At 74.7% G+C, this 20064-nt stretch carries 20 protein-coding genes; 5 read left to right on the top strand and 15 right to left on the bottom strand.

The window, feature by feature from the left end; all coding sequences use genetic code 11:
• Window positions 1–33: 33 nt before the first annotated feature.
• From IE118_RS18400 to IE118_RS18390, 3 genes are all read right to left on the bottom strand, one after another.
• A complete protein-coding gene (locus tag IE118_RS18400; protein ID WP_229846848.1) occupies window positions 34–1302 on the bottom strand; it encodes a GNAT family N-acetyltransferase in 1269 nt (422 codons plus the stop codon).
• A 98-nt stretch (window positions 1303–1400) separates the two neighbouring features.
• Window positions 1401–2987 carry an alkaline phosphatase D family protein gene (locus tag IE118_RS18395; RefSeq protein ID WP_189559025.1) on the bottom strand — a complete coding sequence of 529 codons (1587 nt, stop codon included), beginning with the start codon at window positions 2985–2987 and terminating at the stop codon, window positions 1401–1403.
• 132 nt (window positions 2988–3119) lie between these two features.
• Window positions 3120–3950, bottom strand: a complete 831-nt coding sequence (locus IE118_RS18390; RefSeq protein WP_189559024.1) for an alpha/beta fold hydrolase — start codon at window positions 3948–3950, stop codon at window positions 3120–3122.
• A 174-nt stretch (window positions 3951–4124) separates the two neighbouring features.
• Here IE118_RS18390 and sigJ point away from each other — a divergent pair, with 174 nt between their 5' ends.
• Both sigJ and IE118_RS18380 read left to right on the top strand, forming a co-directional pair.
• Window positions 4125–5012 (top strand): RNA polymerase sigma factor SigJ, encoded by an 888-nt coding sequence (gene sigJ, locus IE118_RS18385; RefSeq protein WP_189559023.1) that lies wholly within the window; start codon window positions 4125–4127, stop codon window positions 5010–5012.
• A gap of 166 nt (window positions 5013–5178) precedes the next feature.
• Window positions 5179–5940 carry a GntR family transcriptional regulator gene (locus IE118_RS18380; RefSeq protein ID WP_189559022.1) on the top strand — a complete coding sequence of 254 codons (762 nt, stop codon included), beginning with the start codon at window positions 5179–5181 and terminating at the stop codon, window positions 5938–5940.
• Between the two features lie 137 nt (window positions 5941–6077).
• Here the strand turns inward: IE118_RS18380 and IE118_RS18375 are convergent, their stop codons facing one another.
• The 3 genes from IE118_RS18375 to IE118_RS18365 form a co-directional block, all read right to left on the bottom strand.
• Window positions 6078–7244, bottom strand: coding sequence for an ROK family transcriptional regulator (locus tag IE118_RS18375; protein ID WP_189559021.1), 1167 nt, complete (start codon window positions 7242–7244; stop codon window positions 6078–6080).
• 105 nt (window positions 7245–7349) lie between these two features.
• Window positions 7350–8012 (bottom strand): response regulator transcription factor, encoded by a 663-nt coding sequence (locus IE118_RS18370; protein ID WP_189559020.1) that lies wholly within the window; start codon window positions 8010–8012, stop codon window positions 7350–7352.
• 14 nt (window positions 8013–8026) lie between these two features.
• Window positions 8027–9181 (bottom strand): sensor histidine kinase, encoded by a 1155-nt coding sequence (locus tag IE118_RS18365; protein WP_189559019.1) that lies wholly within the window; start codon window positions 9179–9181, stop codon window positions 8027–8029.
• A gap of 109 nt (window positions 9182–9290) precedes the next feature.
• Here IE118_RS18365 and IE118_RS18360 point away from each other — a divergent pair, with 109 nt between their 5' ends.
• The 3 genes from IE118_RS18360 to IE118_RS18350 are packed head-to-tail and all read left to right on the top strand — an operon-like array spanning window position 9291 to window position 11435.
• Window positions 9291–10211, top strand: coding sequence for an ATP-binding cassette domain-containing protein (locus IE118_RS18360; protein WP_189559018.1), 921 nt, complete (start codon window positions 9291–9293; stop codon window positions 10209–10211).
• Window positions 10212–10213: 2 nt separating this feature from the next.
• Window positions 10214–10939, top strand: coding sequence for an ABC transporter permease subunit (locus IE118_RS18355; RefSeq protein ID WP_189559017.1), 726 nt, complete (start codon window positions 10214–10216; stop codon window positions 10937–10939).
• Between the two features lie 55 nt (window positions 10940–10994).
• Window positions 10995–11435 carry a hypothetical protein gene (locus tag IE118_RS18350; protein ID WP_189559016.1) on the top strand — a complete coding sequence of 147 codons (441 nt, stop codon included), beginning with the start codon at window positions 10995–10997 and terminating at the stop codon, window positions 11433–11435.
• Window positions 11436–11444: 9 nt separating this feature from the next.
• On the opposite strand, the gene mug is transcribed toward IE118_RS18350, so the two are convergent.
• The 9 genes from mug to bioD all read right to left on the bottom strand — a co-directional run bounded on the left by mug (window position 11445) and on the right by bioD (window position 20063).
• On the bottom strand, window positions 11445–11993 hold the full coding sequence (gene mug / locus IE118_RS18345) for a G/U mismatch-specific DNA glycosylase (protein ID WP_189559120.1): 549 nt from the start codon (window positions 11991–11993) through the stop codon (window positions 11445–11447).
• On the bottom strand, window positions 11990–13432 hold the full coding sequence (gene purB, locus IE118_RS18340; protein WP_189559015.1) for an adenylosuccinate lyase: 1443 nt from the start codon (window positions 13430–13432) through the stop codon (window positions 11990–11992). Before purB ends, mug begins: the two co-directional genes overlap by 4 nt.
• A gap of 72 nt (window positions 13433–13504) precedes the next feature.
• Window positions 13505–14281 (bottom strand): SGNH/GDSL hydrolase family protein, encoded by a 777-nt coding sequence (locus tag IE118_RS18335; RefSeq protein ID WP_189559014.1) that lies wholly within the window; start codon window positions 14279–14281, stop codon window positions 13505–13507.
• Window positions 14282–14339: 58 nt separating this feature from the next.
• Window positions 14340–15353, bottom strand: coding sequence for a hemolysin family protein (locus tag IE118_RS18330; RefSeq protein ID WP_189559013.1), 1014 nt, complete (start codon window positions 15351–15353; stop codon window positions 14340–14342).
• On the bottom strand, window positions 15350–16717 hold the full coding sequence (locus tag IE118_RS18325) for a hemolysin family protein (RefSeq protein WP_189559012.1): 1368 nt from the start codon (window positions 16715–16717) through the stop codon (window positions 15350–15352). The genes IE118_RS18330 and IE118_RS18325 overlap by 4 nt, the downstream gene beginning before the upstream one ends.
• A 157-nt stretch (window positions 16718–16874) precedes the next feature.
• Window positions 16875–17300 carry a GNAT family N-acetyltransferase gene (locus IE118_RS18320; protein ID WP_189559011.1) on the bottom strand — a complete coding sequence of 142 codons (426 nt, stop codon included), beginning with the start codon at window positions 17298–17300 and terminating at the stop codon, window positions 16875–16877.
• A 241-nt stretch (window positions 17301–17541) separates the two neighbouring features.
• Window positions 17542–18333, bottom strand: a complete 792-nt coding sequence (locus IE118_RS18315) for an ABC transporter ATP-binding protein (protein WP_189559010.1) — start codon at window positions 18331–18333, stop codon at window positions 17542–17544.
• Between the two features lie 211 nt (window positions 18334–18544).
• Complete coding sequence (locus tag IE118_RS18310; protein WP_189559009.1) at window positions 18545–19246, bottom strand: class I SAM-dependent methyltransferase; 702 nt, start codon at window positions 19244–19246, stop codon at window positions 18545–18547.
• 100 nt (window positions 19247–19346) lie between these two features.
• A complete protein-coding gene (gene bioD, locus IE118_RS18305; protein ID WP_189559008.1) occupies window positions 19347–20063 on the bottom strand; it encodes a dethiobiotin synthase in 717 nt (238 codons plus the stop codon).
• Window position 20064: the final 1 nt, after the last annotated feature.

Below are 20064 nucleotides of genomic sequence, written 5' to 3'. Positions count from 1 at the left end.
CGCACCCGGCCGCACCCGGCCGCACCCGGCGGCCTAGGAGCGGCCGATCCGGTCGCCGGACTCCCGCGCGCGCTGCGCCGGCACGCCGTCCAGGCGGGCGGTGATGACCAGGGTGCCCTCCTCGATCTGGTAGTCGAGCGGCAGCCCCAGCCCGCGCATCGCGGCGACCATGCCGGTGTTGGACGCCTGCGTCACGGCGTACACCCGGGCGCAGCCCGCCCGGGCCGCCATCGACACCAGCCGGGCGAGGAGCTCCGCGCCGATGCCGCGGCGCTGCCACGCGTCCTCCACGAGCAGCGCGACCTCGGTCTCGTCCCCGTCCCACAGCAGATGACCGAGGGCGACGATCCGGCCCGAGGCGGTCTGGGCGGCCAGGGTCCGCCCGAAGCGGGGACCGAGCAGGTGGTTCAGATAGCGGTCCGCGTCCCCCACCGGCCCGTGGTAGCGCCGGCGCAGGGTCTCGGGGGAGCACCGCTCGTGCATCGCCAGCGCGGCGGACAGGTCGCCGGTGTCCGCCCGGCGCACGGAGACGTCACTGCCCTCCGGCAGCGTGAGCACATCACGGCCGCGCGGGATCCTCGGGCCGAGCCGGGCGTCCAGCTCCACCAGGGCCCGGGCGCGGGCGAACTCGGTCGGGGTGAAGGGCAGATGCGGCCGCTCCACGGTCAGCACCCCGCCCTCCGGATCGCGCAGCCGGATCACGGTGCCCTCCAGGGAACCGTCCAGCGGCACGGTGGTCTCCGCCGTCCGGCCGGAGACGGACACCGCGGGCTGGGAACGGATCGTGCACCGGCCCAGCAACTGGCGCAGTGCCAGCGGCAGTTCGGCGGCGTCCGTGGCGGTGCGGGCGGCCAGCCCCAGCACCCGGGTCGGGGCGTCCACCAGATCGTGGGCGTCGGCCCGCTCGGTCCAGGTGTCGGTGCCCCCGGCGTGCGACACCGCGGCCGTCAGATCGGTCCCCGCCGGCGCCCGCAGCAGGAACTCGTCCACGGTGTCCTCGCCCAGCGGGTGCGTCTGCAGGCTCAGGATGTCGACCCGGCGCTCGGCCAGCGCCGTGCACAGCGCGGCCAGCGCGCCCGGTTCGTCCCTCACCGTCGTCCGCATCCGCCGCAGCACGCGCTCGCTTGCCCCGGACGCCCCGGACGGCGGCGGGGCGTCGCCGGTATCGTGCGCCGGCGGCGCGTGGCCGTGGCGGCGTACCCACCATGCGTGGAACGCCGCCGTGCACCGGGCGGCGAGTCCGGCCGGGTGACGGTGGCCGTGCGCGGGGCCCCCGTCGGGGGTGTTGGTCACGTCAGACATGTCTCGACTCATACAGCCACTGTGAAGGAATCGTGTTTCCTGATCACGAACGCCCTGTGACTGACGGGTAAAGGCGTGCTTCGGCGTCGGGTGACGCGTTACTGACCGACCAGGCCCGGCCGCAGTGTCTTCGTGAACAGCACGGTGCCGTCCTGCTCCCGCATCCGCACGGTCAACTCACCGCTGTCGCCGTCGATGTCGACCTCGCCGAAGAACTGGTACCCGTCGGCGGGGGAGACGTTCGAGGCGGTCGGCGCCTTCACCCACACCCGCTCCGGACCGAACGTGCCGTCCAGCGCGCTCGCCGGGAAGGCGCCGGCGTTCAGCGGTCCCGAGACGAACTCCCAGAACGGCTCGAAGTCACCGAACGCGGCCCGCTCGGGCCGGTAGTGCTGCGCGGAGGTGTGGTGCACGTCCGCCGTCAGCCACACCGTCCCGGTGATCCGCCGGTGCTTGACGAACCGCAGCAGCTCCGCGATCTGCAGCTCACGGCCCAGCGGTGCCCCGGGATCGCCCTGCGCCACCGCCTCCACGTGCTGCCGGCCCTCGGTGGTGTCCGGCACGACCAGGCCGATCGGCATGTCGGCGGCGATCACCTTCCACACCGCCCGTGACCGCGCCAGCTCCCCCTTGAGCCAGTCCAGTTGCTCCCGCCCGAGGATGCCCTGCGGGTCGACGGTCCGGTCACCGGGAGAGTTGGCGTTCCGGTACGTCCGCATGTCCAGCACGAACACGTCGAGCAGCGGTCCCTGCCGCAGCACCCGGTACATCCGCCCCTCCCGGGCACCCGGCCGCGGTGCCGGCGTCGGGAAGTACTCACCGAACGCGCGCCGCGCGCGGGCCGCCAGGACGTCGACGCTCTTCTCCGTGTAGCGGGTGTCGGTGTCCGCGATCCGCTGGCCGGGGTACCAGTTGTTGCGGACCTCGTGGTCGTCCCACTGCACGATCGACGGCACCCGGGCGTTGAACCGGCGCAGGTTCTCGTCGAGCAGGTTGTAGCGGAAGTTCCCCCGGAACTCGGCGAGGGTCTCCGCGACCTTGGACTTCTCCTCGGTGGTGACGTTCCGCCAGACGCGGCCGTCCGGGAGGGCGGCGGTCGCCGCGACGGGCCCGTCGGCGTACACGGTGTCGCCGCTGAACAGGAAGAAGTCGGGGTCGAGCCGGGCCATCGCGTCGAAGATGCGGTAGCCGCCGAGGTCGGGGTTGATGCCCCAGCCCTGCCCGGCCAGATCGCCCGACCACAGGAACCGCACACCGTCGCGCCGCCGGGCCGGCGCCGTACGGAAGGTGCCGGTGACCGGCTCGCCGCCGCGGCGCGGGTCGTCGGGGTCGGCGAGCAGGACCCGGTAGTGGATCTGCTCGCCCGGCGGCAGCCCGTGCAGCCGTGTGGTGCCGGTGAAGTCGGTGCCCGGGCCGAGCAGCGAACCGCGCCAACTGCGGGCACGCCGGAACGACTCGGTCGCCGAGGTCTCGACGATCATCCGGGCCGGGCGGTCCGACCGCACCCACACCAGTCCCGCGTTCGCCGTCACGTCGCCCGCCTGCACGCCCCAGGGGGCCCGCGGGCGTCCGGAGCGGGCGAAGGCGGGCGCCGCGCCCAGCGTAGTGGGCAGCGTGAGGGCGGCCGAGGCCGCGAGCGAGCCGCGCAGCACGGCGCGACGGCCTGGGAACGGACGGTGTGACATGGAGACGCCTCCCGGGACTGGATCCGGCCAGTGTGCGCTGCCACACCTACGCGGGCGGCGCGGCGCGCAGGCCAACCCCGGGTGAACAGTTCGCCGCGTCGGGCGGCTGGAGAGCCTGCGCCCGCCGACCGTTCAGCGGCTGCCGTCGAGGATCACGCGGGCGACCAGCGCGGGGTCGTCGTTCATGGGGACGTGACCGCAGCCCGGCAGCCGCACCAGCCGGGCCCCGGGGATGGTCCGCTTCGCGCGGATCCCCTGACGCGGGACGAGCAGCCGGTCCCGGGCGCCCCAGGCGACGGTCACCGGGATGCCGGGCACGTCGTCGGTGAAGCGCACGGTGGCGCCCGCGCGCAGTGTCTCGGCGAAACCGGGGGCCCCGGCGAGCGCGAGCGTCTCGGCGACCACCGCCTCCGGTGAACGGCGCTCGGGCCGGGCGTAGATGGTGCTGGTCAGCGCCGCCCGGCCGGCCGTGGAACGGGCGAGGCGCTCGACCAGCGGGAGCGGCATCCGCTCGGCGATCCGGCGCATCCCGAGCAGCACGGTGAAGGCGTACCGGCGCTCGGCCTGCGTCCAGAAGCCCGCAGGGGACAGGGCGGTGACGGACCGTACGAGCCGCTCGCGGCCCAGTTCCAGGGCCAGCAGACCGCCGAGGGAGTTGCCGGCGACGTGCGGCCGGTCCAGCTCCAGGGTCTCGCACAGGGCGCCGAGGGCGGCGTTCATGGTGGGCAGGTCGTGGGTGAGACCGTCGGGCAGGGACGGGGAGGCGCCGAATCCGGGCAGGTCCACGGCGATCACCTCGCGCTCGGTGGCGAGGATGTCCACCACCGGGTCCCAGGCCTGGCGGTGGTGACCGATGCCGTGCAGCAGGAGCAGCGGTGCGCCGCGCCCCACGCGCGCGTAGGACAGGGTCACGGGCTGCGGACCGAGGGGAGAGGTGACCTTGAAGGAGACGGTCGCGGACATGAGGGTGCTCCTCGTCTGGGACTCGCGGAAACGGGCGCCGCCTGACGCCGTAGACAGCTTGTCAGCAATTGCTACCAGCCGGTAGCCCCGTGGGCGCGGACCCGGCCCCGCGCCGCGCGCCGGACCCGCCGGTGCCGCCTGGACAGGGCCGTGCGGGTCGGCTGGGATGGGGTTGTGACCGCCGACACCGTGACCGACGTCTTCGAAGAGCACCGTTCCGTCCTCCTGGGGGTGGCCTACCGCATGCTGGGCCGGGTGGCCGACGCGGAGGACGTGGTCCAGGACGCGTGGCTGCGCTGGTCGGGCGGCGACCGGTCCGCGGTGCGCGAACCGCGCGCCTACCTGGTGCGCGTCACCACCCGCCTCGCCGTCGACCGGCTGCGCCGGATCAAGGCGCGCGGCGAGACCTACGTCGGCCCGTGGCTGCCCGAGCCGTACGTCACCGACTTCGGCGACACCGTCCCGGACACCGCCGAGCGGGCGGTGCTCGCCGACTCCGTCTCCCTGGCCGTCCTCGTGGTCCTGGAGTCCCTCTCACCGCTGGAACGCGCGGTCTTCGTCCTGCGCGAGGCGTTCGGCTGTCCGTACGCGGAGATCGCCGCCATGCTCGACCGCGGCGAGCCGGCGGTGCGCCGGCTCGCCGGACGCGCCCGCCGCCACGTCGAGGAGCGGCGTCCGCGCTACGACGTCGACCCCGCCCTGCGCCGCGACCTCACCGAGCGCTTCCTGGCGGCGGCGTCCGGCGGCGACATGGCGGCGCTGATGGAGCTGCTCGCGCCGGACGTGCGGCTCGTGGGCGACAGCGGCGGCAAGTCCCGCGCCCCGCTCAGGGTCCTGGAGAGCGCCGATCACGTGGGACGCTTCCTGCTCGGGGTGGCGCGGAAGGAGGCGCAGGACCTGACCGTCCACGTCCTGGAGCTCAACGCGGGTCCCGCGCTGCTGGTCCTGTCCGGCGGCCGGCCCGACTCCGTCGTCCAGCTCGGCATCGCCGACGGACGCGTCCAGGCGGTGTACGTCATCCGCAACCCCGACAAGCTCCGTTCGCTCCCCGCCGTCCCGTAGGAGCCGCCGCGCGCGAAGGGCCCCCGCCGGTTCGCGGGGGCCCTTCGCCGTGCCGATTGGTATTGACCAAGGGTGAGGGCCGCCTTATCGTCGCTGATAAGTGAAACAACCTTTAATAAACAAGGGCGCTAAAACGCGGCCGGACACGGCGAACGTGGAGGACAGGGTGGGGACCACGCAGCTGGAAACGGTGCCGGAACCGAAGTACTGGCACCTCAGGACCGTGCTCAGCGAGGCGCTGGACTCGGAGTTCGCCGTGGGCGAGATCCTGCCCAACGAGCGCGACCTGGCCGCCCGCTTCGGCGTCGCCAGGGCCACGCTGCGGCAGGCCCTGGAACAGCTCGAGCTCGAGGGCAGGCTGCAGCGCCGCCGCGGGGTGGGCACCACCGTCGCCCCGCCGCGCATGGGCGTCTCCGTCGGCACCGCACAGCACGCCTGGCCGGGAGGTCCGTCGGACGCCTGGCAGGCCCTGGACTGCGTCCTCGAGGTGCCGCCCGCCGCCGTCGCCGAGACCCTGGTGACCGGCCGCGAGGAGCCCGTGCACGTGGTGCGGCGCTCCCGCGTGACCCACGGTCAGCCCGTCGCCGCCGAACTGCTCTACGTCCCGGCGGACTCGGTGCCCGCCCTGCCCGCCATCGACGCGCCGTCCGGCGCGGCGCGCGCGCGTGCGGTGCTGCGCGAGCTCCAGCGCCTGGAACTGGAACGGCAGGAGAACGCCGTCGAACTGGGCTCGGCCCGCGCGGACGAGGCCCGGGAGCTGGACCGCCTGCCGGGCGCGCCCGTCCTCGTCGTCACCACCCGCTTCATCGCCCGCGGCCGCACCGCGGCGCTCTCCGTCGCGACGTACCGCGCGGACACCTGCCGGCTGACGTTCGGCGACTCCGGCGGCGTGCAGATCCACCACGGCCCGGAACGCCAGGCCTCCTGACACCGTGCGTCCCGGCGCGGGCGCCTCGCGCCTCCCCGCCCGGGACGCCGGTGGGCCACCACACGCTCAGGGGCGCGGGGAACCGCGCGACCGGCCCCGGGTTTCCGCGCGGCCCCCGGCGGCCGGCCGCACCGGCGTCAGGCGCCGCGCCGGCGCGCCGTCACCGTGCCCTCGACAGCGAACAGTTGCTCCTCCACGTGGTCCAGGGCGAGCCGTACCGCCCCCGTGGCGACCGCCGCCTCGCCCAGGAGGGACAGGGAGACCCTCGGCGGGCGCAGGCAGTAGCGGGCCAGTTCGCCGCGCAGCGGCTCCAGCACGCCGTCCAGGCCGGCCGCCCAGCCGCCGATCACGACCAGTTCCGGGTCGAGGGCCAGCACCAGCGCCGCCACGTCGTGGACCAGGCGGCGGATGAAGCGGTCCATGGCCGCGAGCGCCCGCTGGTCGCCCTCGCGGGCCTGGGCGAACACCGCGGCGACCGCCTGCTCGTCGAGCGGGTGCAGCGGCTCGTCCGTCGTCGACAGCAGCGCCTCCGGGGTCGCCTCCCGGCCCAGCAGGTGCAGCGCCCCGATCTCCCCGGCCGCCCCGCCGAACCCCCGGTGCAGCCGCCCGCCGATCAGCGACCCGGCGCCCGGGCTCAGCCCGGCCAGGACGAACACCACGTCGTCGGTGTCCTTGGCGGCCCCCTTCCAGTGCTCGGCGACGACCGCCGCGTTCGCGTCGTTCTCCACCAGCACCGGACACTTGAAGGACCTGCCGAGCCGTTCCCCGAGGCCGAGGCCCGTCCAGCCGGGCAGCGCCGTGCCCAGCCGTACGGTGCCGTCCGCCTCGACGATGCCGGGGGTGCCCACGCCCACGGCCCGCAGCGAGCCCCGCGGGACACCCGCCCGGCGCAGCAGTTCCGCGACGGCCGCGCGCAGCCGCTCCAGCCGCTCGTCCGCGTCGACCGTCTCGTCGACGTCCCGTGCCTCGGCGCCGATCACCCGGCCGTCCAGGTCGGCCAGCAGCGCGGCCACCCGGTGGACGCCGATCTCCAGACCGAGCAGATGCCCGGCCTCCGCCCGGAACCGGAACCGCCGCGCCGGCCGGCCCTGCCGTCGCGCGGTGCCCTCCCCGGCCGCCGTCTCCACGACGAGCCCCGCCTCGATGAGCCCCTCCACGACGCCCTCGACCGTCGGCCGGGACAGTCCAGTGACCCGGGTGACCTCGGTCAGCGTCGCGCAGTCCGTGGCCCGCAACGCGTGCAGCACCACCGCGGAGTTGATCCTTCGCAGCAGCGAGGGGTCCCCGCCGGTCAGCCGACCCACCGTCCGTCCTCCGAGCTCGTGCGCGTGTTGGGCGGATCGTACTCGGCGCGGCGGACCCCGGCGACCTCCGGGCCGGAGCACCCGGGACCGCCCCGCGGAGACGGCTCACCCCGGCGCCACGAAGCCCGACTCGTAGGCCGCGATCACCGCCTGGGTCCGGTCCCGCGCCCCGAGCTTCGCCAGGACCGCGCTCACATGGGACTTCACGGTCTCCGTCCCCACCACGAGCCGGCCGGCGATCTCCGCGTTGGTCAGGCCCCGCGCCATCAGCCGCAGTACCTCGCCCTCCCGCTCGGTCAGCCGCGCCCGCTCCAGTACCGCCCGCGCGGCCCGGTTGCCGCCGTCCTCGCCGTACTCGGCCGCCAGGCGGCGCACCGAGGCCGGGAACAGCAACGACTCGCCCTCGGCGACCAGCCGCACCGCGTGCACGATCTCCGCGGGCCGCGCCCGCTTCAGCAGGAACCCGTCCGCGCCCGCGCGCAGCGCCCCGTACACGTACTCGTCGTTCTCGAACGTCGTCACCACGAGGATCTTCGGCGGCGCATCGACCGACCGCAGCAGCGCGCGCGTGGCCTCGATGCCGTCCAGCAGCGGCATGCGCACGTCCATGGCGACCACGTCCGGCCGCAGTCGCCGCACCAGCGGAACGACCGCCGCCCCGTCGGCCGCCTCCCCGACGACCTCGATGTCGGGCTGCGCCTCCAACACGGCCCGCAGACCCGCGCGTACGAGAGGTTCGTCGTCGACGAGGAGCACGGTCACCGGCATCCGGCCAGCCTAGATCAGCCCAGCGGCAGCTCGGCCCGCACCCGCCAGTCGCCCTCGTCGGGGCCCGTCCACGCGCGGCCGCCGAGCAGCGCGGCGCGCTCGCGTATGCCGCGCAGGCCGCTGCCGCGCCCGGCACCGGGCGGGTCCTCCCTCAGCGGATTGCGGACGTCGAGGAGCAGGGTGCCGTCGGCGACACCGATCCGGACCCGTACGGGGACCGCCCCCGCGTGCCGCAGCGCGTTCGTCAGCGACTCCTGCAGGATGCGGTAGCCCTCGCGGGACACCGGCCCCGGCACCGTCTCCAGCGGGCCCGTCACCTCGGCGTCGACCTCCGCGCCGGAGGCCCGGGCGGACTCCAGCAGACGGTCGGCGTCCACGAGCCCCGGACGGCTGCCCGCCGGTCTCTCCGGCTCGCGCAGCACGCCCAGGACCCGCTCCAGATCCTCCAGCGCCGCCCGGCCCGTCTCCTCCACGGCGGCCAGCGCCCGCTCGGTGAAGGCGGGATCGCCCGCCGCCCGCGCGGCACCGGCCTGCAGGACGGCGACGGTCAGCGCGTGGCCGATGGAGTCGTGCAGCTCCCGCGCGATGCGCGTGCGCTCCAGCAGCTGCTCGGTCCTGGCCTCCAGCGCGGCGAGGCGTTCGGCGGGCGAGGGCCCCAGCAGCCGGCGCGCCGTCGCCGTGACCAGCTCGCCGAGCCCCACCACGACCGCGTACAGCGCGGCCAGTGGGAGCGGCACCAGCAGGGCGTACGCCCAGTGCGGGGCCGCGTCCTCCAGCACCGGCACGCCCCCGGGCACCGTTCCCGCGGCCACTTCGGCCAGGGAGTAGGACAGGAGCGGCAGCCACACCGTGAGGCACACCGTCACGATCGCCAGCGCCACCCGCACCGCCACCCACAGCGCGGTGCGCCGGCGGTCCCGCCACGTCGCCGACGGCTCCTGGGAGAAGCCCGGTTCCCGCTCGTCGGGTGTCAGCAGCAGCAGGGCCTGCACGCCCTCGCCCCTGCGCACCGCGGGGACCAGTCCCAGGGGGACGAGCACCACCGCGGGCACCCACGGCTTGCCGGGATCGATGAACATCCACACGCTGAACGGCAGTCCGGGGACCCAGAGATGCAGCAGGCGCGTGTAGGTCCTCCCGCGCAGGAGAGGGCGCAGCATGCGGATCATTCCGTCATCGTGCCAGGGCCCCGCGGGCCCCCGCCTCCCCCGCGCGGGGGAGCGGGAATCCCCGCCCGGGGGAGGCCCCGTCACCCCTCCGGCGGCCACGCTGGGGCACATGACCAGCATCGACGTCCAGGACCTCACCAAGGAGTACGGCACCCGGCGGGCCGTCGACCACCTCACCTTCCGCGTCCTGCCCGGCCGCGTCACCGGCTTCCTCGGCCCCAACGGCGCGGGCAAGTCCACCACCATGCGCCTGGTGCTCGGCCTCGACCACCCGACGTCGGGCTCGGCGACCGTCGGCGGACGCGCCTACACCACCCTGACCCGGCCTCTGCACCGCGTCGGCGCCCTGCTGGACGCGCGGGCCGCCCACGGCTCCCGCTCGGGCCGCGACCACCTGCGCGTCCTCGCGGCGAGTCACCGGATCCCCGACCGCCGGGTGGACGGGGTACTGGAGGAGACCGGCCTCGGGGCGGTGGCGCGCGACCGGGTGCGGACGTACTCCCTGGGCATGTGCCAGCGGCTGGGCATCGCCGCCGCGCTGCTGGGCGACCCCGGGGTGGTGCTGCTCGACGAACCGTCCAACGGTCTCGACCCGGAGGGCATCGTGTGGATCCGCGCGCTGCTGCGCCGCCTGGCCGACGAGGGACGCACGGTCCTGGTCTCCAGCCACCTCATGAACGAGACGGCCGTCTTCGCCGACCACCTCGTCGTCCTCGGCCGGGGCCGGTTGCTCGCCGACACACCCATGCGGGAGTTCATCGACGCGCGCGTCCGCCCGTCCGTCCGGATCCGCACCTCCGACGCCGCCGCCCTGAGGACCGCCCTCGCCCGGCACGGGCACGACCCCGAGGAACACCCGGACGGGCACTGGACCGTGCCCGGCGCCCGCGTGGACGACATCGGACGCCTCGTCTCCGCCGCGGGCGTACCGATCCTGGAACTCACCGCCGACGAAGGCACGCTGGAGCAGGCCTATCTGGATCTGACCGCCGCCGAGACCGAGTTCGCCGCCCAGCCGCAGGAGGCCTGACCATGCAGTTCGCACCCGTGCTCCACGCGGAGTGGCTGAAGATCCGCACCGTCCGCTCGCTCCCGGGGGCGCTGTGCGCGCTGTTCGCGGTGACCACGGCGTTCTCCGCCGTCGCCGGAGCGGACGGCGCCTCGGACCCGGAGTCCGACCCGCTGTTCACGGCCCTGTCCGGCGTCGCCCCCGGTCAGATCGCCGCCGTCTCCTTCGGCGCCATGGCCGTGGCGGCGGAGTACCACGACGGAGCCCTGCGGCTCTCCCTCGGCGCGGTCCCGCAGCGGGGACGCTGGTTCGCCGCGAAAGCGACGGCGATCGCCCTTCCCGTCCTGCTCGTCGGGCTGCTCACCGCCCTCGCCGCCCTTCTCGCGGCGCGGGCGGGACTCGGCGGCGCGGCGAGCGGCCTCGGCACGGCCGAACAGGTCCGCGCCGTGGTCGGCTGCGCCGTCTACCTGACCCTGATGGCGCTCCTCGCGGCCGGCCTCGCCACCCTGCTGCGCAGCGGGGCGGCGACCCTGTCCGTGCTGATCCCGTTCATCCTGGTGGTGTCCTTCGTGATCGGCGACGCCGCCGGGACCGCCGCCGACTTCCTGCCCGACCGGGCCGGCCAAGCGGTCCTGCGCCAGACCCCCGAGGGAACCCTGGGCCCCTGGACGGGACTTGCCGTGACCGCGCTGTGGACGGCAGCGGCCCTGCTCGCCGGGGCGTGGAGCCTGCGCCGCAGGGACGCCTGAGGGGCGGCGGGCTGACGCACCGCCAAGTGTCAGTGGCGACGGGTTTACTGGACCCATGGACATCGCACGGCACATCGCCCTCATCGACGAGCTGTGCCACCGCCCCTTCCCGGCGGAGCGCGGCCCGTCGGACACCGGCTCCGGGGCGCCCGGTCACCATGTGGCGGTCCTCGAGTGCGGCCCCGGCCCGGGCGACGGCGACCCCGCCGACCTGGCGGTCGCGGCGGACCAGTTCGAGAAGGGCCGCGACGCCCTCTACGAGGTGCTGGCCCCGCGCTGGGGGGACGTCAGCCCCTTCAACCTGCGGACGCTGCTGCTGCGCACCGAGCGGGAGGACATACCCGAGCCGTGGGCCGGGCTCTGCGCCCGGGCGGACGTGGCGTGGCTGTGGGAGGTCCCGGGCACCGCACGCTGGGTCGCGGTGGCGGTCGCCGACCGGGACCCGGGGGAGGGGCTGCGGCTGCTGGCCGTGGTCACGGACACGGCCCCGCCCTGACCGCCGGCCTCACCGGTCCGCCGCGGCCTCCCGCAGCCGGCCGAACTCCTCCGCGAGCGTGGCCGGCGTCCAGTGCGCGTTCAGCCCGCTCGGATTGGGCAGCACCCACACCCGTGTCCCGCCGATGGTCCGCGCCTGCGGCCCCACCCGCGCCTTCCGGTCGTCGAACGCCGCGCGGTAGGCGGTGACGCCGAGCACGGCCAGCCAGCGCGGGCGCAGCCGGGCCACCTTCGCGGCGAGCAGCCGCCCGCCCTCGCGGTACTCCTCGGCGCTCAGCTCGTCCGCCCGCGCGGTGGCCCGCGCCACCACGTTGGTGATGCCGAGCCCGTACGACAGCAGCTTCTCCTGCTGCGACGGCGGCAGCAGTTCCGGCGTGAATCCGGAGCGGTGCAGGGCCGGCCAGAAGCGGTTGCCCGGGCGGGCGAAGTGGTGGCCGGTCGCGGCCGTCATCAGACCCGGGTTGATCCCGCAGAACAGCACCCGCAGGCCGTCCGCGGCCACGTCCGGTACGAGGCGGTCGCGGGCGGCCTGCAGTTCCTCCTGGGTGAAGCGCCTCAGAGGATCGCCCCGGGGGTGTAGGCGGCGGCCTCCGGCCGCTGCTTCACGATCTCGTCGATCCGGCCCACCACGAGGCCCACCTGGTCGCTCGCCGCGCCCGTGAAGGAGAGCTTGTCCGCCATCAGGGCCTCCAGCTCGGCCCGGCCGAGCGGCAGCCGCTCGTCGGCGGCGAGCTTGTCGAGGAGGTCGTTGCGCTCGGCGCCCCGCTCCCGCATGGCGAGAGCGGTGGCGACGGCGTTCTCCTTGATCGCCTCGTGGGCGACCTCACGGCCGACGCCCGCGCGCACCGCGCCCATCAGGACCTTGGTGGTGGCGAGGAACGGCAGGTAGCGGTCCAGCTCCCGGGCGACGACCGCCGGGAAGGCGCCGAACTCGTCGAGCACCGTCAGGAACGTCTCCAGCAGGCCGTCGAGCGCGAAGAACGCGTCCGGCAGCGCGACCCGGCGCACCACCGAGCAGGACACGTCGCCCTCGTTCCACTGGTCGCCGGCCAGCTCGCCCGTCATCGAGGCGTAGCCGCGCAGGATCACCATCAGGCCGTTGACGCGCTCGCAGGAACGGGTGTTCATCTTGTGCGGCATCGCGGACGAGCCGACCTGACCCGGCTTGAAGCCCTCGGTGACCAGCTCGTGCCCGGCCATCAGCCGGATCGTCCTCGCAAGCGACGACGGTGCGGCGGCCAGCTGCACCAGCGCGGTGACGACCTCGTAGTCCAGCGAGCGCGGGTATACCTGGCCGACGCTCGTGAACGCCTGCGAGAAGCCCAGGTGCCCGGCGATCCGCTGCTCCAGCTCGGCGAGCTTGCCCGCGTCACCGCCGAGCAGGTCCAGCATGTCCTGCGCCGTTCCGACCGGGCCCTTGATGCCGCGCAGCGGGTAGCGGCCGAGCAGCTCCTCCACCCGGCCGTACGCGACCAGCAGCTCGTCGGCCGCGGTCGCGAACCGCTTGCCGAGGGTGGTGGCCTGCGCGGCCACGTTGTGCGAACGTCCGGCCATGACCAGCTCGCCGTACTCGGCGGCCAGCCTGCCCAGGCGCGCCAGCACCGCCACGGAGCGGTCGCGGACCAGTTCGAGGGAGAGCCGGATCTGCAGCTGCTCGACGTTCTCGGTGAGGTCGCGGGAGGTCATGCCCTTGTGCACGTGCTCGTGCCCGGCGAGGTCGTTGAACTCCTCGATCCGCGCCTTCACGTCGTGGCGGGTGACCTTCTCGCGCTCGGCGATCGAGGCCAGGTCGACCTGGTCGAGCACCCGCTCGTAGTCGGCGATCGCCGCGTCGGGCACCTCGATCCCGAGGTCCTTCTGGGCCCGCAGCACGGCCAGCCAGAGCTGCCGCTCCAGCCTCACCTTCTGCTCGGGGGACCAGAGCGTGGCGAGCTCGGTCGAGGCGTAGCGTCCGGCGAGGACGTTCGGGATACGGGGCTTGGCGGGCGCAGCAGTCACGTACAGGGAGTCTACTGGCGATTCCTGCAGGCCGGCGCCACGGGGTGACCTGGAGGAAAGTACAGGGCGCCGCTACCGGGTCTCGTACGGCAGCAGCTCGGGCCGCTTCGGCGGCAGGCCGTCGCCGGAGGAGCGGCCGGTGAGGCGGCGGCCGATCCACGGCAGCAGGTGCTGCCGGGCGAACCGGGCGTCCGCCGCCCGCCGGGCCGCCCAGCCCGGGGGCAGCGTCGCCTCCGGGGGCAGGTGCCACTCCGGGTCCCGCGGGGCGTAGCCCAGCGTCTGCCACACCGCCTCGGCGACCCGGCGGTGCCCGTCCGCGGTCAGGTGCAGCCGGTCCACGTCCCACAGCCGGGGGTCGGCGAGCGCGGGCGCCCCGTAGAGGTCGACGACCAGTGCGCCGTGCCGCCCGGCCAGCTCGTCCACGCACTCGAACAGCGCCTCCATGCGTGGCCGGAACCGCTCCAGCACCGGTCCGTGGCGACCGGGACTGCGCATGAGCACCAGTTGCTCGCAGCGCGGGGCCAGCCGCTCCACCGCCTCCGTCAGCAGATCCCGCACCTGCGCCATGTCGCACTTGGGCCGCAGGGTGTCGTTGAGCCCGCCGACCAGGGTGATGACGTCGGCGCCCATGTCCGCGGCGACCCCGACCTGCTCGTCGACGATCTGCCGGATCAGCTTGCCGCGCACCGCCAGGTTGGCGTACCGGAAGCCGGGAGCGGTGGCCGCCATCCGCCCGGCGAGGAGGTCGGCCCAGCCGCGGTAGGTGCCGTCGGGGAGCCGGTCGGACATGCCCTCGGTGAAGGAGTCGCCGAGGGCGACGAGGCTGCTGTGGGTGGGATTCGTCTGCATGGCGAGGGAGATGGTATCCCCTGGCACATACCCGGCGGTCGGTCGGGTTCCCTCACGCTCAGGCCCGCTGTCCGAACAGCTCCTGCAGCACGTCCTCCATCGTCACCAGGCCCGCCAGCCGCCCGTCCGTCCCGAGGACGGCCGCCAGGTGCGTCCGGCTGCGGCGCATGGCGGTGAGGACGTCGTCCATCGGCGTGCTCTCCCGCACCCGGGCGATGGCCCGCATGTCCGCCGTCCGGAACGGGGTGTCGCGCGGGGAGGCGTCCAGGGCGTCCTTCACGTGCAGGTAGCCGACGATCCGCCGCTGCTCGTCGACCACCGGGAACCGGGAGAAGCCGGTCTCGGCCGACAGCCGCTCCAGCCCCTCCGGGGTGACGCCCACGCGCGCGTAGACCACCCGTTCCAGCGGCATCACCACGTCCCGCACGGGACGGCGGCCCAGTTCCAGCGCGTCGTGCAGCCGCTCCTGCGCCCGGTCGTCGATCAGTCCCGCCTCGCCGGAGTCCTTCACGATCTGGGCCAGCTCGGCGTCCGAGAAGGACGCCACCACCTCGTCACGCGTCTCGACCCGCAGCAGCCGCAGCAGCGTGTTGGCGAACGCGTTGACCGTGAAGATCACCGGACGCAGCGCACGGGACAGCGTCACCAGGGGCGGACCGAGCAGCAGCGCGGTGCGCACCGGCTCGGCGAGGGCGACGTTCTTCGGCACCATCTCCCCGAGCAGCATGTGCAGGTACGTGGCGAGCGTCAGCGCGATCACGAACGACACGGCGTGCCCGGCGCCGTCGGGGACACCCACCGCGTGGAAGACCGGTTCGAGCAGGTGCGCGATCGCCGGTTCGGCGACGACGCCGAGGACGAGCGTGCACAGGGTGATGCCGAGCTGCGCGGCCGCCATCAGCGCCGACACGTGCTCGAGGCCCCACAGCACACTCCTGGCGCGCCGGTCGCCCTGGTCGGCGTACGGCTCGATCTGGCTGCGGCGCACCGAGATCAGGGCGAACTCGGCGCCCACGAAGAAGGCGTTGACGACCAGGGTCGCCAGTCCGATCAGCAGCTGTACGACGGTCATCGCCGTGCCCCCTCGTCGTCCTTGGTCCCCGCGTTCCGCGCTTCCGTCGCGGGTCCGTCGCCGGCGGGCGCGTGCAGCAGGACGCGCGCCGCGCGGCGGCCGGAGGCGTCCACCACTTCGAGCCGCCAGCCCGCCACCTCCAGGGCGTCACCGGCGTCGGGGATCCGCCCCAGCCGCGCGGCCACCAGCCCGGCGAGCGTCTCGTAGGGCCCCTCCGGCGCGCGCAGGCCGACCCGGGCGAGCTGGTCCAGGCGCGCGGCCCCGTCGGCCGAGAACAGCGTCCGCCCGTCCTCGTCGGTGCCCTCCCGGGCCAGGTCGGGGGTCTCGTGCGGGTCGTGCTCGTCCCGCACCTCGCCGACGACCTCTTCGACGATGTCCTCCAGGGTGGCCACCCCCGCCGTGCCGCCGTACTCGTCGATCACCACGGCCATGGTGCGCCGCCCGGACAGCCGGTCGAGGAGACGGTCGACCGTCAGCGACCCGGGGACCAGCAGCGGTTCCCGCATCAGCTCCGACACCGGCACCCGGGCGCGGCGCTCCGCGGGCAGCGCCAGGACGTCCTTGACGTGCGCGGTGCCGACGACGGCGTCCAGGGTCTCGCGGTAGACGGGGAACCGGGACAGTCCGGTCGCCCGGGTCACGTTCAGCACGTCCTCGCAGGTCGCCCGCACCTCCAGGGCGATGACCTGGACGCGCGGGGTCATCACGTTCTCCGCGGTGAGGTCCGCGAGGTTCAGGGTGCGGACGAACAGCTCGGCGGTGTCCGGCTCCAGCACGCCCTCCTTCGCGGAGTGCCGGGCGAGCGCGGCCAGTTCCTGCGGCCCGCGCGCGGACTCCAGTTCCTCGGCCGGTTCGAGGCCGAGGCGCCGCACCAGGCGGTTGGCCGTGTTGTTCAGGTGGGTGATGAACGGCCGGAAGGCGACGCTGAACCAGCGCTGGGCGTTGCCGACCCGCTTGGCCACGGCCAGCGGCGAGGAGATCGCCCAGTTCTTCGGTACCAGTTCGCCGACCACCATCAGGAACACGGTCGACAGGGCCGTGCCGATCACCAGGGCCAGGGAGCGCGCCACGGAGCCGGAGACGCCGAGGCCCTGCAGCGGGCCCGCGAGCAGCGCCGCGATCGACGGCTCCGCCAGCATGCCGATCACCAGGTTGGTGACCGTGATGCCGAGCTGCGCGCCGGAGAGCTGGAAGGTCAGGCTCCGTACGGCCTTGAGGGCACCCGCGGCTCCCCGCTCACCGCGTTCGACGGCGCGTTCCAGCTCGCTCCGCTCCACCGTGGTGAGGGAGAACTCGGCCGCGACGAACGCGCCGCAGGCGAGCGAGAGCAGGATCGCCGCCAGCAGGAGGAGCACTTCGGTCATCGGGTCACCTCGTTCCCATGGTCGGACAGGACGGGAACAGATGCTCGATGACGTGGGACCGGGGGCTCGCCCATGGGCGGACGCACACAACCTTTCATGGAGGAACGAGTGGCCCGTCCGGGCCGAGGCAACAGTAAAGAACGGCCGGGGCCGTGGATCATCCGGTCAGTGGCTTCACCCAGCGCCGCCACCGTTCCTCCGGCGTATACCCCGCCGCGGCCCAGGCATGGTGCGCGGTCTCGTTGCGCTGCAGCACCATCGCGTCCGCGCGCCGCCCGCCGAGCCCGGCGAACCTCTCCTCCGCGGCGGCCAGCAGCGCCGAGCCGATGCCCCGGCGGCGGCGGTCCGGGTGCACGGCCAGCCGGTAGAGGTGACAGCGCCAGCCGTCGAAGCCCGCGATCACCGTACCGGCGAGCTCGCCGTCCTCCTCGGCCAGGAGCAGCGCACCGGGATCGCGCGCGACCAGCAGCTCCACGCCGGCCCGGTCGTCACTGATGCTCGTGCCCTCGGCGGCCACCTTCCAGAAGGCCAATACCCGGTCGAGGTCCTCGGGCCCGGCGGCCCGTACACGCGGTTCACTCATGTGCCGATCCCAGCACGTGGGGGTGCGGCCGGCGCGCGATTCCACGATCCGGACGGCCGGCGCGCCCACAGGTGCGCGAGGGCCTCCGGCACGTTCACCCCCGACGCCCGCGGCGCCGGCGGCGCAGGGCCGCCGCGCTGCCCGCCACGGCCGCCCGGGAGCAGGTACGGCAGGGGACGATCCGGTCATGCTCCGGTCCCGCGCGCGAGGAAGCTCCCCGGCGTGGCCCGCAGCACGGCGCTCAGTCCTTCCCGGCCGCCCGGGACATGTCGAAGCGCTTCATCCGTTCCAGTACCGACTCCGCCGTGGGCTGCCGCATCTCGTCCACGATCCTGCCGTCCGCGAGGAAGAGGACCAGGTCGGAGTGGGCGGCCGCCCCCGGGTCGTGGGTGACCATGACGACCGTCTGGCCCAGCCGGTCCACGGACTCGCGCAGGAAGCCCAGCACCTCCAGACCGGCCCGTGAGTCGAGGTTGCCGGTCGGCTCGTCCGCGAAGATCAGTTCCGGCCGTGAGGCCAGGGCCCGCGCGCAGGCCACCCGCTGCTGCTGACCGCCCGACAGCTGCGCGGGCCGGTGCCGCAGCCGGTCCCGCAGGCCCAGCGTGTCGATGACCCGGTCCAGCCACTCACCGTCGGGCCGGCGGCCCGCGATGTCGATGGGCAGCGTGATGTTCTCGCGCGCGTTCAGGGTCGGGATGAGGTTGAACGACTGGAACATGAACCCGATCCGGTCCCGCCGCAGCCGGGTCAGCTCCTGGTCCTTCAGCCCCGTGATCTCGGTGTCGCCCAGCCACACCTGTCCGGCCGAGACGGTGTCCAGACCCGCCAGGCAGTGCATCAGCGTGGACTTCCCCGAACCCGAGGGACCCATCACCGCGGTGAACCGGCCGCGCGCGATGTCCACGTCCACCGAGTCCAGGGCGAGGACGGTCGTCTCGCCCGTCCCGTACGCCTTGGTCAGGCCGCGGGCGCGGGCCGCGAACCCGTCACCCGGCGCGACGCCCGGGGCGCGCTCCGCAGCAGATGTGGACAAGGCCGCCTCCTCCGCATGGACGTCCGGTCGTGGCTGTCGCGCCGAGGGTAGTGTGACCGCGCCCACGTCCGACATCCCCCGTGAGTCCTGCTCCCGGAGCGGGTGTAAGGGGCACCTTTCTGGTCGTGAGGCCGTACCGGAGCGTCCCTCCGTGAGGAGGGGCGAGGGCCGCGCAGGACACCCCGGCCGGGCAGCGCGGCCGGGGCGGTGATCAGCGCCGGGCTTCCGCCGTCTCGTCCGCCGGCCGCCAGGCGGTGCCGAGAACGCAGTACGACTGGGGCAGCACCGGCCCCTTCTCCGGCATCGTCATCCGCCGGTAGGGGCCGAGTTCGAACCCCGCCCCGCGCAGCGCGCCGACCGGGTCCCGCGCCACGTGGCAGCCCCCGGCCAGCGGAGGCCACAGCGTGCGGTCCAGCGTCCGCTGGGTGAGGCGCATGACCGGACCGCCGCCCCGGCCGTGCTCGAAGAACCGCACCTCACCGCCCGGCCGCAGCACCCGCCGTGCCTCCGCGAGCGCCCGCGCCACGTCCCGCACGCTGCACAGCACCAGCGAGAACACCGCCGCGTCGAACGCCTCGCTCTTGACCGGCAGCGCCTCCGCCACACCCGGCGCCACGTCCACCGGAACCCGGGCCCGGAGGGCGGCCTCCACGGCCAGCGCCCGCAGCTCCCGCTCCGGTTCGATGGCGACGACCTCCGAGACGGCGCCCGGGTAGTGCGCGAAGTTGAGGCCGTTGCCCGCGCCGACCTCGATCACCCGCCCGGACAGTCCGCCGAGCAGGCTGTCGCGCACCCGCGCCATCCCCATGCGGGTCTCGGCGGCGACGCTGGCCCGGGCGTAGATGCGGGCGAACACGGGGTGGTGCACGGGGTCCCGCGTCGCTCTCGCGGTTCGGGCGGACCGTAGCTGCATGAGGACCTCCCCGGAAGGGACCTACGGCGATTCTCCCCCCGGCCCCCTCCGGCGAATCCCGGCCGACGCCACGCGGGTGCCACGCGGCGTCCCGCCGCCGTCAGGGGGCCTCGCGTGTCCGGAAGGCCCCGGCGTCCCAGCGGCCCTCCAGACGGGGGGCCAGCCAGTCACGTGCCGACGCGCGGAAGGTGGCGGGGTCGAGGGCGCCCGCCCCGGCCGGTACGGCACCCAGGAGCGGAACCCCGGTCACGTCCGGCAGGTCCAGCAGATTGCAGCGCGCCGCCAGATCCGGCTCGCCGGGCCAGCTGCCGATCACCACACCCGCCGCCTCCAGCCCCCGCCCGCGCAGCTCGCGGACCGTCAGCTCTGTGGCGTTGAGGGTGCCGAGCCCGGCGGGGGCCACCACCAGGACCGGCGCGGCCAGCAGTGCCGCCGCGTCCGCCAGCGTCCCGCCGGCCGCGTCGAACCGTACGAGCAGCCCGCCCGCGCCCTCCACCAGCACCAGATCGTGCCCGGCGGCCAGCTCGGCGGCCCGTTCCGCGACCTCGTGCGGACGCACGGGGGCGCGCCCCGCCCGGCGGGCCGCCGTGGCGGGCGCCAACGGCTCGGGGTAGCGGGCCGGCTCGGCCGTCGTCACCGCCCCGGCGAGCCGCGCGACCTCCTCGGCGTCGCCCGGCTCGTCCGGCCGCACACCCGTCTGCGCCGCCTTCAGGACGGCCACCGACCGGCCCGCCGCCAGCGCCGCCGCGGCGACCGCCGCGGTCACCACCGTCTTGCCGACCTCGGTGCCGGTGCCCGTGATCACCATCACCGGCATG

The sequence above is a fragment of the Streptomyces pilosus genome, from assembly GCF_014649835.1.
In the GTDB taxonomy this organism is placed as follows: domain Bacteria; phylum Actinomycetota; class Actinomycetes; order Streptomycetales; family Streptomycetaceae; genus Streptomyces; species Streptomyces pilosus.
The sequence above is the reverse complement of the archived record's forward strand: the minus strand, read 5'-3'. Positions and strand labels throughout refer to the sequence as shown.

Bases quoted from the DNA above. Each gene is read 5' to 3' on its own strand.
- IE118_RS18350 (WP_189559016.1), top strand. From the start codon at position 10,995: ATGGACATCGCACGGCACATCGCCCTCATCGACGAGCTGTGCCACCGC.
- IE118_RS18310 (WP_189559009.1), bottom strand. From the start codon at position 19,246: ATGCAGCTACGGTCCGCCCGAACCGCGAGAGCGACGCGGGACCCCGTG.
- IE118_RS18320 (WP_189559011.1), bottom strand. From the start codon at position 17,300: ATGAGTGAACCGCGTGTACGGGCCGCCGGGCCCGAGGACCTCGACCGG.
- bioD (WP_189559008.1), bottom strand. From the start codon at position 20,063: ATGCCGGTGATGGTGATCACGGGCACCGGCACCGAGGTCGGCAAGACG.
- IE118_RS18330 (WP_189559013.1), bottom strand. From the start codon at position 15,353: ATGACCGTCGTACAGCTGCTGATCGGACTGGCGACCCTGGTCGTCAAC.
- IE118_RS18400 (WP_229846848.1), bottom strand. From the start codon at position 1,302: ATGTCTGACGTGACCAACACCCCCGACGGGGGCCCCGCGCACGGCCAC.
- IE118_RS18335 (WP_189559014.1), bottom strand. From the start codon at position 14,281: ATGCAGACGAATCCCACCCACAGCAGCCTCGTCGCCCTCGGCGACTCC.
- IE118_RS18365 (WP_189559019.1), bottom strand. From the start codon at position 9,181: ATGATCCGCATGCTGCGCCCTCTCCTGCGCGGGAGGACCTACACGCGC.
- IE118_RS18355 (WP_189559017.1), top strand. From the start codon at position 10,214: ATGCAGTTCGCACCCGTGCTCCACGCGGAGTGGCTGAAGATCCGCACC.
- IE118_RS18370 (WP_189559020.1), bottom strand. From the start codon at position 8,012: ATGCCGGTGACCGTGCTCCTCGTCGACGACGAACCTCTCGTACGCGCG.
- IE118_RS18395 (WP_189559025.1), bottom strand. From the start codon at position 2,987: ATGTCACACCGTCCGTTCCCAGGCCGTCGCGCCGTGCTGCGCGGCTCG.
- IE118_RS18360 (WP_189559018.1), top strand. From the start codon at position 9,291: ATGACCAGCATCGACGTCCAGGACCTCACCAAGGAGTACGGCACCCGG.
- IE118_RS18390 (WP_189559024.1), bottom strand. From the start codon at position 3,950: ATGTCCGCGACCGTCTCCTTCAAGGTCACCTCTCCCCTCGGTCCGCAG.
- IE118_RS18325 (WP_189559012.1), bottom strand. From the start codon at position 16,717: ATGACCGAAGTGCTCCTCCTGCTGGCGGCGATCCTGCTCTCGCTCGCC.